Origin of the sequence: Pseudomonas sp. B21-048 (assembly GCF_024748615.1) — a bacterium.
Lineage (GTDB): Bacteria > Pseudomonadota > Gammaproteobacteria > Pseudomonadales > Pseudomonadaceae > Aquipseudomonas.
The window spans coordinates 3,526,792-3,541,802 of record NZ_CP087168.1 but is presented as its reverse complement, the minus strand read 5'-3'; the positions used below and the strand labels follow the sequence as shown (position 1 = coordinate 3,541,802).

Annotated in this window: 11 protein-coding genes and 2 pseudogenes; 6 read left to right on the top strand and 7 right to left on the bottom strand. The window is 58.7% G+C overall.

Features of this window, described 5'->3' with window-relative positions; genetic code table 11:
* Window positions 1-198 precede the first annotated feature (198 nt).
* The 6 genes and pseudogenes from LOY56_RS16555 to LOY56_RS16530 all read right to left on the bottom strand — a co-directional run bounded on the left by LOY56_RS16555 (window position 199) and on the right by LOY56_RS16530 (window position 7,629).
* Window positions 199-1,572 (bottom strand): transposase, encoded by a 1,374-nt coding sequence (locus LOY56_RS16555; protein WP_258615697.1) that lies wholly within the window; start codon window positions 1,570-1,572, stop codon window positions 199-201.
* Between the two features lie 192 nt (window positions 1,573-1,764).
* The gene (fabV, locus tag LOY56_RS16550; RefSeq protein WP_258615696.1) at window positions 1,765-2,961 is read right to left on the bottom strand and encodes an enoyl-ACP reductase FabV; all 1,197 of its coding nucleotides are present in this window, start codon (window positions 2,959-2,961) and stop codon (window positions 1,765-1,767) included.
* 212 nt (window positions 2,962-3,173) lie between these two features.
* Window positions 3,174-3,353 (bottom strand): annotated as a pseudogene (locus LOY56_RS16545) (integrase); the annotation flags it as partial.
* Window positions 3,353-4,246: pseudogene (locus LOY56_RS16540) on the bottom strand (IS1182 family transposase); the annotation flags it as partial. The pseudogenes LOY56_RS16540 and LOY56_RS16545, both read right to left, overlap by 1 nt.
* A gap of 481 nt (window positions 4,247-4,727) precedes the next feature.
* Window positions 4,728-5,780 carry an alpha/beta fold hydrolase gene (locus LOY56_RS16535; protein WP_258615695.1) on the bottom strand — a complete coding sequence of 351 codons (1,053 nt, stop codon included), beginning with the start codon at window positions 5,778-5,780 and terminating at the stop codon, window positions 4,728-4,730.
* Between the two features lie 526 nt (window positions 5,781-6,306).
* On the bottom strand, window positions 6,307-7,629 hold the full coding sequence (locus LOY56_RS16530) for a PLP-dependent aminotransferase family protein (RefSeq protein WP_258615693.1): 1,323 nt from the start codon (window positions 7,627-7,629) through the stop codon (window positions 6,307-6,309).
* 128 nt (window positions 7,630-7,757) lie between these two features.
* On the opposite strand from LOY56_RS16530, the gene LOY56_RS16525 reads away from it, so the two are divergent.
* Together LOY56_RS16525 and LOY56_RS16520 are read left to right on the top strand one after the other, a co-directional pair.
* Window positions 7,758-8,168 (top strand): VOC family protein, encoded by a 411-nt coding sequence (locus LOY56_RS16525; protein ID WP_258615691.1) that lies wholly within the window; start codon window positions 7,758-7,760, stop codon window positions 8,166-8,168.
* Window positions 8,162-8,791 carry a LysE family translocator gene (locus LOY56_RS16520; protein ID WP_258615688.1) on the top strand — a complete coding sequence of 210 codons (630 nt, stop codon included), beginning with the start codon at window positions 8,162-8,164 and terminating at the stop codon, window positions 8,789-8,791. Before LOY56_RS16525 ends, LOY56_RS16520 begins: the two co-directional genes overlap by 7 nt.
* Before the next feature lie 181 nt (window positions 8,792-8,972).
* On the opposite strand, the gene LOY56_RS16515 is transcribed toward LOY56_RS16520, so the two are convergent.
* Window positions 8,973-10,562 carry a winged helix-turn-helix domain-containing protein gene (locus tag LOY56_RS16515; RefSeq protein WP_258615686.1) on the bottom strand — a complete coding sequence of 530 codons (1,590 nt, stop codon included), beginning with the start codon at window positions 10,560-10,562 and terminating at the stop codon, window positions 8,973-8,975.
* A 244-nt stretch (window positions 10,563-10,806) separates the two neighbouring features.
* On the opposite strand from LOY56_RS16515, the gene LOY56_RS16510 reads away from it, so the two are divergent.
* The 4 genes from LOY56_RS16510 to LOY56_RS16495 all read left to right on the top strand — a co-directional run bounded on the left by LOY56_RS16510 (window position 10,807) and on the right by LOY56_RS16495 (window position 14,805).
* A complete protein-coding gene (locus tag LOY56_RS16510; RefSeq protein ID WP_258615684.1) occupies window positions 10,807-11,559 on the top strand; it encodes an SDR family oxidoreductase in 753 nt (250 codons plus the stop codon).
* Window positions 11,560-11,602: 43 nt separating this feature from the next.
* Entirely contained in the window at window positions 11,603-12,016 is a 414-nt protein-coding gene (locus tag LOY56_RS16505; protein WP_258615683.1) for a cupin domain-containing protein, read from the top strand.
* Window positions 12,017-12,115: 99 nt separating this feature from the next.
* Window positions 12,116-13,213, top strand: a complete 1,098-nt coding sequence (locus LOY56_RS16500; protein ID WP_258615681.1) for an HlyD family secretion protein — start codon at window positions 12,116-12,118, stop codon at window positions 13,211-13,213.
* Window positions 13,210-14,805, top strand: coding sequence for a DHA2 family efflux MFS transporter permease subunit (locus LOY56_RS16495; RefSeq protein WP_258615680.1), 1,596 nt, complete (start codon window positions 13,210-13,212; stop codon window positions 14,803-14,805). Before LOY56_RS16500 ends, LOY56_RS16495 begins: the two co-directional genes overlap by 4 nt.
* Window positions 14,806-15,011: the final 206 nt, after the last annotated feature.

Sequence of the window (15,011 nt, the reverse complement as noted above, 5' to 3'; positions counted from 1 at the left end):
AGCCGATCAGGTGATGCGTTCGAGTGTCCGTTTCTGGCTGATTCTGTTGAAAAAGTCGGATTTTCAGATCGCCTGAACCCAGGCACGACCACCACCGGAGAACCTACTCACCACATTGAGTGGTTTTTCGGCCCTTCGGTGACCTTTGCTGCTCTGTTATTGGGTTAATTTGAGGTTTTTTGCTTGGTGCAGGCGCACCTATCCCGTGACTGGTGGCCCTTGAGATGAAAATTTGGCCAGCCGTCGCAGGTTCTGCACCGCAGCGGCCAGCGTGAATTCATCCGTCGCGCCACTCATGCCACGTAGCCGCAGGCGATCCAATTTCAGGATGCGCTTGAGGTGGGCAAACAACATTTCGACCTTTTTACGTTCGTGGCGAGAGCGCTGATATGCCGGCGTTGCTGCAATGCGCCGAGCCACATCGCGAGCGGCTTCATGGACGCTGCGAGCGATCTTGCGGAACGCAGTGTTCGGGCAGCACTTGGCTTTCATCGGACACGTAGCGCAGTCGGTCTGCCGGGATCGGAAGATGATGGTGTTGGCTTTGGTGACGTGTGAACGCTCATTCTTGAAGGCTCGCCATTCGCTGCGCAATGGGTTGCCGGTCGGGCAGCGGTATTCCTCGGCCTCTTCATTCCAGTGGAAATCGTTACTCGAAAAGCTGTCGTTCTTGCGCTCAGTTTTGTCCCACACCGGCACATGTGGCTCGATGTATTTTTCCTCCACCATCCAGGCCAGCATCGGCGCGGTACCGTAAGCGGTGTCGCCAATGAGGCGCTCCGGTTTGATGTCGAACTGCGCTTCGACCCGATCGATCATCGTCTTGGTGCTCTCGACTTCTGCGGTTCGATGAGCCGGTGTGGGTTCCACATCCATGATCACGCCGTGCTCGGTATCGATCAGATAATTCGTGGAATAGGCGAAGAACGCTGGGCCTCCTGGAGCAGCGGTCCAGCGGGCCTGAGGATCCGTCAGCGATAGGCGCTTCGATAGCGTTTCGGCCAGAGCCTCTTCATCGAGGCCTTCAAGGTACTCACGCACGGCGCGAGTGCTCAGGGATGGATCGCTCCAGTTGACCTGTTCATCTCCCGGTACGCCGCGCTGCCGACTCGCATCTGCTTTGATAATGCTGGCGTCCACGGCAAAGCCTTCGCCCTTGACCAGACCGGCGTCCATGCAGCGACGCAGCACTTCATTGAACAACCAGCGAAACAGATCACTGTCCCGAAAACGGCCGTGTCGATTTTTGGAAAACGTCGAGTGATTGGGTACTTCATCTTCAAGGCTCAACCGGCAGAACCAGCGATACGCCAGGTTCAAATGGGCCTCTTCGCACAACCGCCGCTCTGAGCGAATGCCGTAGCAATAGCCCACGATCAGCATGCGAATCATCAGTTCGGGATCAATCGACGGACGCCCAATCGGGCTATAGAAATCGGCGAGGTAATGGCGCAGGTCGCTCAGATCGAGACACCGATCAATGCTGCGCAGAAGGTGATTCGCTGGGATGTGATCTTCAAGGTTGAACGAGTAAAACAGTCGCTCCTGCCCACTCGATAACTGTCCCATCATGCTGTGTGATCCCCCTCCGGCCAATGAAGAGATTTTGCCGGAGGCCAGTCAGGGGAGCTACTTTTTCAACAGAATCGGCTGATTGCTGCCGCTCACGAACGACGCTTTCGGCCAGAAGCAGACATCCATTTACAGCCCCTCCACGACAGCAGCTGCCTCAGAGGCGTCGAGGCAGCTTTCCACACTTGCGACCTAAGCCTGAACCAGGTTGGAGATCTTGACGTCCGGATCGACCTCAGCCTCGTAGTCCACCCCTTCGATCCCGAAACCGAAGAGACGCAGGAACTCCGTCTTGTAACCGAAAAAGTCAGTAAGTTCATAAAGGTTGTCATTACTGACCTGATCCCAGAGTTGCTTGACGCGATTCTGGATTTCGGGAGCGAGCTCCTTGTAGTCCGCGCGCAGGCGACCCTCTTGATCCATAACTGGAGAATGGCCGTACAAGCTGTCTTTGTAGAGCGCGTAGACCTGCTCGATACACCCCTCGTGTGTGCCCTGCGCCTTCATGACTTTGAACAACAATGACAGGTACAGCGGCATGATCGGGATAGCGGAACTTGCCTGGGTAACCACCGCTTTTAATACCGAGACCCGCGCATCGCCCCCCAGCACAGCCAACCGTTCACGGATACCAAGGACTTTCTGATCCAGGTCCTTCTTGGCCACACCAATGGAGCCATTCCAGTAGATGTCATGAGTCAGTTTTTCGCCCAGGTAAGTGAACGCGGTCGTTTTCGCCCCATCAGCCAAAACACCCGCTTCGTGCAGGGCATCGATCCACATCTGCCAGTCTTCGCCGCCCATCACGGCCACCGTGCCATCGATTTCGCTTTGGGTCGCGGGTTGTAGCGTGGTGTCCTTGACCACTTCCTTATCAGTATCCAGGCCCCGCAAGGTCACGGCCTTGTCGAGCGGCTTGAGGGTAGAACTGAATACTTCACCCGTCTTGGGGTGTGTCCGGCGCGGCGCGGCAAGACTGTAAACAACCAGGTCGACCTTCCCGAAGTCGCGCTTGATAACGTCGATAGTCTTCTGTTTGATCTCATCGGAAAAAGCATCGCCATTGATGCTCTTGGCGTAGAGGCCGTCGGACTCGGCAAACGTGTGAAAGGCCGCTGTGTTGTACCAGCCGGCGGTGCCGAGCTTGCCCTCATCGCCTTCACGTTCGAAAAACACACCGAGAGTATTGGCGCCACAACCAAAAGCTGCCGTTATCCGTGCAGCAAGTCCGTATCCGGTCGATGCACCGATCACGAGTACGCTCTTTGGCCCCCCGGTGATCAATCCTTTCGTAGTAACGTAATCGATCTGATTCTTGACGTTGGCTTCGCAGCCAGTGGGATGGGTAGTCACACAGACAAAGCCGCGAACGCGCGGTTTAATGATCATAAAAGTTCTCCCTCTTTCAGGATGAGAGCCAACCTTGGCTACAAAGTTATAGACGCCTGGAAAGCTGGAACGTCACGATGGAAGATCTGCAGCGATTGGTGCCTCGCCAAGCAATGCTTGAACAAATCCTTCCTTCTGGTCATATGGCATTGCCCGATCTCGAGCCGGGCAAGAGACTGCGACGGTCTAGCCTCGACCGTTGCAGTGGGTGGTCAGACGTCCGTCTGTTCCGCCATTTCCAGGGCGTCATCGACCTCGATCCCCAGGTATCTGACGGTACATTCGAGCTTCGTACGGCCAAGCAGGAGTCGTACTGCTCTCAGGTTCTTCGTCCTGCGATAGATTAGCGATACCTTGGTTCTCCGTAGCGTGTGGGTACCGTACATGGTTGGCCTCGGTCAGCCACCACCGACAACGTATCTGACGCCATCGCCTCGCGGGCCTGCTTGGCCATCGAGTTGAGTTGATCGTGGTCGGAACCGACGTTAGTCACCTCATGCGCAACGATCAAATGGTGCTGGGTATCGACCGCTGTCTGCACGTTGTAGCCGACGATTCCCGTGCCGCGCGTCATCATGGAACGGGCGTCTGGATCGGTCAGTGAGACCTGTTTATCCGGCGATTCATTGAGCTGGATTTCGATCGCCTGAAGCTCTTTCATTTGAGTTTTGAGCTTGGCGATTTTCTCTTCCAGCCGCACGGCACTGGGCTCGGAAGCTATGGGTTCTTGCCGATCGGCAGCATCGAGTGCCGTCAGGTAGCGGCTGATACTCGATTCAATTTCTTCCATTCGCCGCTTCAGTTTGGCGCTGGTGAAATTGCGGTCGCGGTTGTTGACTGCTTTGAATTTACTGCCATCGATGGCGACCAGATTTTCTCCGAATAATCCCAACTGCTGACACAGCACAACGAACTGGCGACAGACGCCCCGGATGGCCTTGCTGTTGTCTTTTCGGAAGTTGGCAATGGTCTTGAAGTCCGGCATCAAACGTCCGGTCAACCACATCAGTTCGACGTTGCGTTGAGCTTCTCGTTCCAACCGCCGGCTTGACTGGATGCGGTTGAGATAGCCGTAGATGTATATCTTTAGCAAGATCGCGGGGTGGTAAGCCGGCCGGCCAGTATCGGCTGGGATCGCACCTTCAAAACCCAGATTGACCAGGTCTAGTTCGTCGACGAAGACGTCGACTACGCGCACCGGATTGGTATCGCTGACGTAGTCGTCGAGACTCTCGGGAAGTAAGGTGCCTTGGCCTCGATGTTCACCTTGGATAAAGCGCTTCATGGGCGATCCCTGCGATGAAATCCTCAGAAATCATAGCAAGGGTTCGCGAAGGCGTTTTTACACACACTGGACCAGAAGCTGCCTTTCACCTCTCCACAGACACCTGAAGCTGAGCCTGTCATCGCGATCCATCACAAACAGCCCAGACCAGATAGCCAACCAGAATTGAGCTGTCACAAGCGGGGGTAGCGCCATGACCCGCCCAATACCTCGAAGAAGTGTCTGTATGAGTGGTTTGCGACGTGGGCTTGTTGCGTAAGGCGAATACACACGACTTCTGGAAAGCCCAAAGCACAAACGCCAATACATGGCGATTTCTCCCTTAGCAAACTTTATCGCATTACAGTTCCACCAATGCCCCCACTGATACACCCATTCATCACTCATGAGCCAACTTTGGGAGAGGTATGAACGCATAGAGTTATAAGCTGGCAGAACCTCACCGCTCGAAAGTCTTACAACATACAGCCGTAACACGAGCTTACAAACTGTCCTCTTCGTAAATAGAAGACTGAAGAAACTCTGCTATCAACGATGCAATCTGCTGTTGAATCACCTCGCGCGGGCGAGCGCTGTCGCCATCCTGGCAAATGATGCCATCGCCTGGTACGTCTTCTTCCAGCATTTCCTGCGCGCCAGGTTTGCACACCGACAAGAAGCTGAAATGGCTGGCGTCGCTGATTTCGACGTAACGGCTTGACGCCGCAGGCAGGCGTTTGGCCAGGTTGGCAGACTCCAACTCAGCGGGAAGCTCGCGCGACGGTACGCCGGCGGCGATCACCAGCGCTGGTACCGGCAGCGCGGCCAGGCTTCCATCGGTCAGGCCCCGTGAAAGGCCCAGGTCCAATGTAACCACAGCAGTGACGCGTTTATCGCGCAAATCGGCGGCTAACGCGGCCTTTGATTCTGAGGTGCTTGCGGGGCTCATCTTTCCATAGATGGTGCAACTTGATAACTGCGGGTGGGCTTTGCAGTCATGGGCGAAGCGGTCTGGATCGAAACGAGCGCCGGCGATCTCCAGGGCGGTCCAGCCGCCGAGTGAATGGCCCACTACTGCAATTCGGCCATTGGCGACCAAGCCGAATTTTTCAGGTTGAGTCGTGACCGCATCAATGACTCGGCGCACATCAACGGGCCGCTGCCACAACTGCGCCGCTGCCTTAGGGCTACGGTCATGGGTCGTGGTGCCAGGGTGATTGATTGCGGCGACGATGTAACCCCGATGGGCCAGAGCACTGGCAAGCCAGATCTGGTTGCTCCAGTTCCCCCTGTATCCGTGGGAGAGCACCAGCAATGGATGCTTGCCACCAGCGGGGGGCGCGTCACGAACGGCGGAAGCACCGACAAACGCCGCATCATCGCCGATCAATTGCGTGGCTGCGGTCGTTGCACTGGGGTACCAGACGACCATCTCCAGTGAGCGGTCATTGTGCGAGTCCGGCAGTGTGGAAGATTGGAAGCCGACAGGGTTCTCGTCAGCGAGTGCGAGAGTCGTCAGCCAGGTCAACAATAGGGCGCCGAAAGCTATTTTCAATGTCGTTTCTTCCTTGATTGGATAAGGGCATGGCAACCTGAACCCGCCGTTAGGCGCATTCATCTTCGTACGGAATCGAAGCTAATGTGGCTGCCTATAAGCACGGACATTAAAGCCCACATTCGAACCGCCGCGCATAACTTTCATCGTTAACTCTGTTCGCGGTTTTTTGTGAGAAAGCCGAACTCCATGACCCACGGATGGTGCTCTTCGGCCTGTTCGCGTTCGCGGCGGTGGGCTCGGCATCAGCAACACAGATGAAAACCTCAACCCCTGTTTTCGCAACTGAAGTCACAGCCGTTCAGGCGCCGCTACTACCGTCGCTAGTGCGAAGCCACGGGATCAATTCGCCGTGCAACACGGGCGATATTCCACCAACCTGCGAAACCCGGACTAAAACCGGCCCGAAATAGCAGTGCTCGCCCACTAGGTTGTAGAAAATCATGCTGAAAACATCGACGAGGTACGATCGGATATTTGCTCCGCGCCAAGTGAAATCTGACATGTGATGGTATGAAAACTCAAACTAATAGCCGCAGGCAACTCTCACTTTTTTCAGGGCGAGTTCAAGCGTTTCAACAGGCACCGATCCCAGCGCCACGCGCAGCGCATTAGGCGCATGGGATGCAGCAGAAAACGGCTCTGCTGTCGTGACCAAAATGTTGTCGCGCCGCAATGCAGCAGCAATGCTCTCGGCCCGCATGTCTTCGGGCAATGGTAGCCACAGGAAGTAGGCGTTTGGATGCGCGATCAGGTTGATGCCGCCGAAAATGCGGCGGGCAAGTCGTTGTCTATTCGCGGCGTCTTTGCGCTTCAATTCTTCCAGGTCATCCACCACGCCTTCTTCGATCCAGCGACACCCCAGTTCGACGGTGATCGATGGCGAACTCCATGTGGAGGCTCGCACGGCTTGCTCGAGCGCAGGGATGAGCGATACAGGCGCTGCGATGAATCCGATTCGCAAGCCCGAGGCGACGCTTTTGGAAAGGCCGGAAACGTAGATCGTGCGATTCGGTGCGAGCATGAACAACGGCTTCGGCGCCGGCTCGGCTAGAAACGCATAGGCGCCGTCCTCGATCAGCGCAAAATCGTGTTCCTCGGCCAGCGCTACCAAACGCTTACGTTCGGCGGCCGGCATGATCGATCCCAGCGGATTGTGTAGGGTTGGCATCGCATAAAACGCGCGTACCGGACGCCGCTTGCAACTTGCCGCGAGCGCATCGAGATTGGTCTTGCCATCAGCCAACGGTATAGGCAGAAGCTCAATGCGATGGACGACGGCCAGCGCTTTGATGCCCGGATAAGTGAGCGCGTCGACAGCGAGTACGTCGCCCGGCTTGAGCATCGCCATCATCGCGAGCGCCAGCCCTTGCTGCGCGCCATTGACGATCAACACCTGCGATCCGGGGACTCGAATCCCTCGATTGCGAAGATGTTTCGCAGCGATTTCTCGTTCATGCGGACGCCCGCCATGGGGGGCGTTGCGCAACAAGGCGTCCAGATCGCCCGACGATGCGATGCTGCGCAGTGCCTGCCTCAGCATCTCTGCTTGCCCGGGAACCGCTGGATTATTGAAGGTCAGGTCAATTATTCCAGCTTCGGATGCCGGTTGCAGACCGAGGTCGCGTGGAAGGGATGTGTCGCGCACAAAGGTGCCACGCCCCATTTCACCCACCACCAGGCCCATCGATTCCAGCGTGCGGTAAACGCGAGCTGCTGTCGCAAGCGCAATGCCATGTTCGTTCATCAATGTGCGTACTGTCGGGAGTTGGGTTCCAGGGCGCAAACGTCCGCTGCGAATGTCTTCCGCTACCTGGTCAGCAATGGTTTTGTACCGTGGCATCGTCATTGAATGTACCTAGAACAATTCTTTGTGTGTATCAAGTGGCGAGCGTAGGCTCCACTACCTCACAAAACAAGGAGGCGAGCTCGGCGCGCAGGACGCAACCGTTCCAGTGGCGTCGAATCGATTGAGACATGTTCAGTCACGTTACTGTGGGATGCACCGACCTCGAAAGAGCATCGGCTTTTTATGACGCCGTGCTTGCGCCACTCGGGCTGATCCGCCGCGCGGTGACTCCGGATGGAGGTCCCGCCTCGGCTTGCTGGGTCCATCCGACGCTCACACTGCCCAGGTTCTATGTCTACTTGCCGCGTAATGGTCTTGCGGCCACGCCGGGCAATGGCAGCATGCTCGCGTTTCATGCCGAAACGCCCGACATCGTACGCGCGGCCTACACAGCGGGGATTCTGAAGGGCGGTACTGATGAAGGCACTCCGGGTGAGCGGCCCTGGTATGGCGAGGGCTACTACGGTGCCTACCTTCGAGACCCTGATGGCAACAAGCTTCACATCGTCTATCGCGGCGATCTGGAGCACACATGGTAGAGCCATCGACGCTACTGCTGTTTGCGGGGGCGGTGTTGCTGTTGCTGATGTCTCCCGGCCCCAACATGGCCTTCGTGATTGCGCACGGCGCGAGCTACGGCTGGCGTGGCGGCGTCGTTGCTGCATTGGGAATTGGCGCAGCTGACCTCGTATTGACCGCGCTCACCGCAGCCGGTCTCACGGCCGCAATAGCGCAGTGGCCACCGTCGTTCGACCTGATCCGCTGGACCGGTGCGTTCTATCTGCTCTGGATGGCCTGGAAGGCCATACGGGTTCGTGCCGGACTTCCACTCCACTCCGCCATCCAGGCCTCGCTGATGTCGGTGTTCATACGTGCGATGCTGAACTCTTTGCTCAACCCGAAAGCGCTGCTGTTCTTCATGGTGTTTTTGCCGCAGTTCGTTGTTCGGGGCAGTTCTCCGGTCGCACAGCAAATCGTGACGCTGGGGCTGGTGTTGACACTGATCGCGGCCTTTTTCCACGTCGCGCTGGGCCTGGTGGGGGGAATCATCCGGGGTTACGCGTCCCACAAAGGCGAGTCCGCGAAGTGGCAGTCGCGGGGCCTGGCATTCGTATTGGTGTTGCTTGCGGTTCGCCTGGCGTTCACGTCGCGGCCGGCATGAATTCTGAGTCGGACAGGGATGAGCCCATGTAAAGCCTTAACATTAAGCATACTGACAGGAGCTGGGCATAGCCGTCGGGTGGGGAGCTGAGGGCGAACACGACTTTCTTCGGCAGCTCCGGGAGCCAGGTCATCGCATGCGTTGGCTTTAGCAAGCAATTTCGCAGTTCACCAGACCACAGTCACTCCGGCAACCCAGCCAGCCGCAACCCATCAGCAAACCGCGCAAAATCCTCAGGACGCTGGATTGGCAACCACTCCTTCAGGTTAGAAATGCGCAAAGACGGATCCAGCTCATGCAAACGCTGCATCGCTTGCTTCGCTTTGTCCATGCGTCCGCTGAGTGCATGACTGGCCGCCATCAGGGCAACCGATATCAGAAGGCAGGGCAGGTTACCCAGCGCCTTTTCCGCCCAAGCAGCAGCGGCATCGAAGCGCCCGGCGACGAAGTGGGCGAGCGCCATCCCGACCTGCATTCTGAACATTTCCGGATCCAGCGGGCTCAAGCGAACGGCATGGGTCAGATGCTCGATGGCGGCGTCTGTTTCGCCGCGCAGCGCGCGCAGGATCCCGCCGAGGAACCACGCGGGGGCGAGGTTGGGGTTGAGCAGGCGTGCCCTGTCGAGCAGGGCAATGCCGCCATCGACATCGCCGGCGAGATGGGCAAGTGCATGTCCGCCTCGCGTCAGCGCCACCGCATCATCCCGGCCGAGTTCCACCGCCAGACGCGCAAGCCGTGCGCCCTCGGCGATTTCTTGAGGCCGATCGGTCATCCAGCCATTCAACTTGCGCCAGAAGTGGCACCAGGCTGCCATGCCATAGGCCGATGCGAATTCCGGATCGAGCTCGATGGCCTTGTAGAACAACGGCAGCGCTTGCTCGATGGCTTCGCGGGTGCCGTTGTGCAGTTTCGGCATTGCGCGCAGGTAATAGTCGTAAGCGTCCAGGCTTTCCGTCGGTTTGCGCTTGGCGCGCTCGATTTCCGCCCGTTCCAGCTGCGGTGCTATGGCGCCGACGACGCTTTCGGCGATTTGATCCTGCAGCTCGAAGATGTCGTGGAGCATTCCTTCGAAGCGCTCCGCCCAGATATGCATCCCGGTCGTCGCGTCGATCAGCTGCCCGGTGATGCGTACCTTGTTCCCGGACTTGCGCACGCTACCTTCCAGCACGTAGCGCACGCCGAGTGTCTGGCCAACGCCCTGGACGTCCACGTCCCGTCCCTTGTAGGTGAAGCTTGAATTGTGTGCGATGACGAACAGCCAGCGGATACGCGACAGGGCGGTGATGATGTCCTCCACCATGCCATCGGCGAAATACTCCTGCTCCGGATCGCCGCTCAGGTTTTGAAAGGGCAAGACAGTAATGGAGGGTTTGTCCGGCAGGACGAGGGTGGGTGGAGGCGTTTGCTTCAGGTCCTCGGGAGTGGGCTCTTCGATGTCAGGCTGTCGCGTTTCCCCGACCTCATCCACCTTGATCTCGCCGACGAAGCGGTAGCCCTTACGGGCGACTGTGCGCACCAAGCGCTGTTCTTCGCCGGTATCGCCGATGGCTTTGCGCACCGCATTGATGTGGCTGGTGATCGTCGATTCCGAGACGATCCGACCGCTCCACACGGCGCTGAGCAGGTCGTCCTTGCTGACGACGCGATCGCGGTTGCTGACGAGCTGCAGCAATAGATCGAAGACCTGCGGCCCGACAGCCACGACTTGCCCGCGCAAGGTCAGTTCCCGGCGCTGCTGATCGAGCACGTAGTCTTCAAACACGAATGGCAAGGTAAGAATCCCCTGGTCGAGCGCCCCCGACTCCGTGTCTGAGCAGGCGATTAGTAAGTGGTATCGAATAATACGACAGCGTGTAACCCGCTGCACCGTCCAGCGAGGGACGCCAGTCTTTGGACGAAAAACCAAGCTTGCCTGAAGGCAAACCCAAGGCCGGCACAAGGACTTCCCTGATACGCGCTGGCACTCTCGATCTACATCGACGGCAATGGTTGCCGTCGAGAAGCGGAGAGAAACCATGAAGATCGTCGTCATTGGAGGCACCGGCCTCATCGGATCGAAACTTGTGAAGATCCTCCGCGAGCGCGGCCACGAAGCGCTCGCAGCCGCCCCCAGCACGGGCGTGAACAGCATCACTCGCGAGGGCCTGGCCCAAGCGATGGATGGCGCCGATATCGTCGTCGACGTGGCGAATGCGCCCTCATGGGAAGACCAGGCCGTGCTCGAGTTCTTCGAAACATCGAGCCGTAACCTGCTGGCTGCCGAGGCGGCCGCTGGCGTTCGCCATCACGTTGCCCTGTCGATCGTCGGCAGTGAACGGCTTCCCGAAAACGGCTATTTCCGGGCCAAGGTCGCGCAGGAAAACCTGATCAAGGCGTCCGGCATCCCTTACACCATTTTGCGTGCCACACAGTTCTTCGAGTTTGTCGGCGGCATTGCGCAGGCGGCCACCGTTGGCGAGGAGATTTGCCTGTCACCGGCGCTGATCCAGCCGATGGCCTCCGACGACGTGGTGGCGGCGCTCGCCGAGGTCACGCTAGCAACGCCGGTCAATGGCACGGTCGAAGTCGCCGGTCCCGAGGCCATGCCACTCGACGAACTGGTCAGGCGCTTCCTGCGGGCCACTCAGGACACGCGCAAGGTCGTGCCGGATGTGCACGCGCGCTACTTCGGTTCGGTGCTCGACGATCAATCGCTGACCCCCGGCAAGAACCCACGCCTGGGCGCGATCCGCTTCGAGGACTGGCTCGGTCAGTCGACGGCTCGGTAACGGGCCGCGCCATCACAACACATACGCATAAAGGAGAATTGCCATGTTTACCCGATATCTCTTGGCCGCTGCCTTCGCAGCGCTGTCGATCACCGCAGCGTCGGCCGCCGAGCCGCCCGCAGGCAAGGTGTCGGTCGTATTTGACCGGCCCATTCCCAACCTCCCTGGCAAAAGCATGAAGGGCGTGCTGGTCGAGTACGGGCCGGGCGCCGCGTCGCCGTCCCACACCCATCCGAAAACGGCCTTCATTTATGCAACGGTCCTGGAGGGCTCGTTTCGCATCAAAGTCAAAGGCGAGCCGGAAAAGATCTACAACGTCGGCGAAAACTTCGTAGAGGAGCCGGGCTCCGTGCACGAAGTCAGCGCCAACGCCAGCGACACGAAGCCCGCACGCCTGCTGGCCGTGTTCGTCCTCGACAGCAACGAAAAGGAGCTCGTTACACCTATTAAGAAGTGAGCCGATCAACGCGCTCATCGACGCTCAACAGCCGGGCGGCAGGTCACTGCCGTCCTGCGGTTGTTGCAGGTCCCTTGGCATTGAACAGGAAACAAGAACATGAACTCGCTTCAGGACAAGGCCGCCATTGCCACCAGCGCAAGCGATGAGATCCCTGTCGTGGTGGCGCGGCAAAGCAAGAAAAAGACGATTGGCATCCTGCTGTGCATCGGCGCCGTGGCGGTCTTGGCTGGCGGATGGGCCATGGCGTTTTCGAGTGGTGCGACCTCCACCGATAACGCTTATGTGCGCGGCGACCTCACCTCGCTCGCCGCCAAAGTTGCCGGCTATGTCACGGCGGTAGAGGTCGAGGACAACCAGACCGTCCGTGCGGGGGATGTCCTGTTCCGGATTGACGATAGGGACTATCGAGCGCGACTTGCTCAAGCAGTGGCCAATGTCAGCGCTGCCCAGGCGCGCCTGACCCATGTCGATGCCGAAACCCAGCTTCAGCGTAGCCTGATTCGACAGGCCGAAGCCCAGCGCCGCTCGGCCTCCGCCGAGATGAATCTGGCGACCAAGACCCACGATCGCAGCCAAAAACTTATCGTCAGCAACGCGGTCAGCCAGGCCCTCGTCGATGAAACCGGCACGGCACGCTCCAGAGCCGAGGCGACGGTATCGGCGGCTTCGGCAACGGTCGAGGCTCAACAGCAACGCATCACCGTCCTTGTGGCCCAGCGAGAAGCTGCCGTTGCTGCTGTGGCGCAGGCACAGGCCGCGCGCGATCTGGCCCAGATCGATCTCGACAGCACCGTGGTACACGCGCCTGTTGATGGCGTTGTCGGTAACCGTCAGGTCCGCGTCGGCCGGTTCGTTACGCCGGGTGGGGCCTTGCTCGATATCGTGCCGGTCAATGATGTGTGGGTCGTGGCGAATTTCAAGGAGACCCAGCTCGAACATATCCGCCCCGGTCAGCGTGTGCGCATTACGGTCGACGGCTACCCGAACGAGGCACTTGAAGGCATGGTCGACAGTTTTGCACCGGGCAGTGGGTCGGCGTTCAGCTTGCTCCCCACAGACAATGCAACAGGGAACTTTGTGCGTGTCGTGCAGCGGGTTCCGGTAAAAATCCGGCTTGCCCACAACCCGTTGCCGGGCCGCATCGTGCCTGGCTTGTCCGCGCGGGTCGAGGTGGCGCAAGGGGGCGGCTCATGAACACGGTTGCCAGTGCCACGCGGAGCAACGCCAGCGCTACGACCGGTGTCCTGCTCATTGCCGGCATTGTGCTTGCCACGCTGACGGAAGCGATTGCCAGCACCGTTCTGTCGCTCGGACGCAGCGACATCATCGGCGACACCTATGCAACGCCAGATGAGTTTGCCTGGTTGGATATTGGCTACATTGCGCTCAAGCTGATCGGGTTCATGACCGCTCCTTGGCTGATAAACCGTTTCGCTGCGCGTCATGTGATCATCAGCTCGACCCTGGTCATGGGCCTGGCGTGTGGCATTGCCGCCATTACCGCTCGGCTGGATCTGCTGGTTGCACTTCGGGTGATTCAGGGCTTCGCCGGCGGCACGCTGCTGGTCGGGGGGCAGGCGATGATATTTCGCGCTTATCCGCGGTCCCGTCAGCCCATCCTCCAGGCCCTGTTTGCCATGGGCTCCGTTGTCGCGCCCGCGACGCTCGCCCCGGCGCTTCAAGGGTGGTTGATCGATAGCCAATCCTGGACATGGATTTTCTTCAGCGTTGTCCCGATTGCTTTGGCGGCTACCGGACTTGTGCTGATCGCGGACGGCCCAATGCCCGTCAAGGTCCGGCATCGTCCGTTTGACTGGATCGGCTTCTCGCTGATCTCTGCCACCTTGTTCTGTTTCACCTACGTTCTCAGCCAAGGCAGCCGATGGGACTGGTTCGAGGAGCCTCACATCCTGTGGCTAACCGTGATCGGCGCAGCCGCTCTGCTGGCATTTTTCGGTCAACAAGTGTTGGCCAAAGGGCAGGGGCTGCTGGACTTCACCCTGTTCAAATCGAGCGATTTTTCTTTCGCCTTTATCGTCAGTTTTGTTGCCGGCGCCGCCTTGTTCGGCAGCGCGTTCCTGATTCCGGCGTTCGCCCTGTCGGTCCTCGGGTTCACGCCTACCGATGCCGGTCGGCTCCTGTTGCCCAGCGGCGCGTTTTTTGTCGGCGCGCTGCTCATATCGGCTTGGCTCATGCAGGCCCGCCGCGTTGCGCCGTTCGCCACCGTGCCCTTTGGCATCCTGATGATCATGGTGGCGATGTGGATGCTGTCCGGTTCTACCAGCGAAAGCGGCGCGGACGACATGATGGCGGCTATCCTGTTGCGCGGGTTGGGGCTTGGCTTTCTGTTTTTATCGATCACGCTGATCGCCTTCAGCCACCTCAACAGCCGAAACCTCGCCAGTGGAATAGGCCTTTTCAATACGGGTCGCCAACTAGGTGGCCTCATTGGAGTCGCAGGGCTCCAGACACTGATCGACCATAACGTCGTCACCAATGCCGTGGTCCTCGGCGCCAACGTCACCCCAGGCGGGGCCGCGGTCATCGAGCGAATGACGACCACGACTGCCATGCTGAGCGCGAAAGGAATGGATACAACGGCCGCTAGCCGGGCAGCGATGAGCCTTCTGGGCCGGTCAGTGACAATTCAGTCCACGGTGATTGCCTTCGACACAGCGTTCATCGCCGTGGCCCTGCTTTTTGTAATCGCCGCCCCCATGCTAGTCGGCATCAAGATCGGATTCTCGCGATACGAGAAAGTGCGCGCTTTACGAGCAGTAGCGTGAGACATCCCCGGCGAAACGGACGATCGTATTCGGCCGTTTATCTTAGTTATCTGCGAGGCGATACAGTGCTTGGGCATGAGATGTCGTCAACCCGGCGCAGTTCATCTTCGTCGATCAGGATGCGATCCCAATCGAAGTCAGGGTTCTTGGAAATGGCGTAACCAGGGTAAGGGTTTATCGAGATCGAAGTGGATCGAGTACGCGAA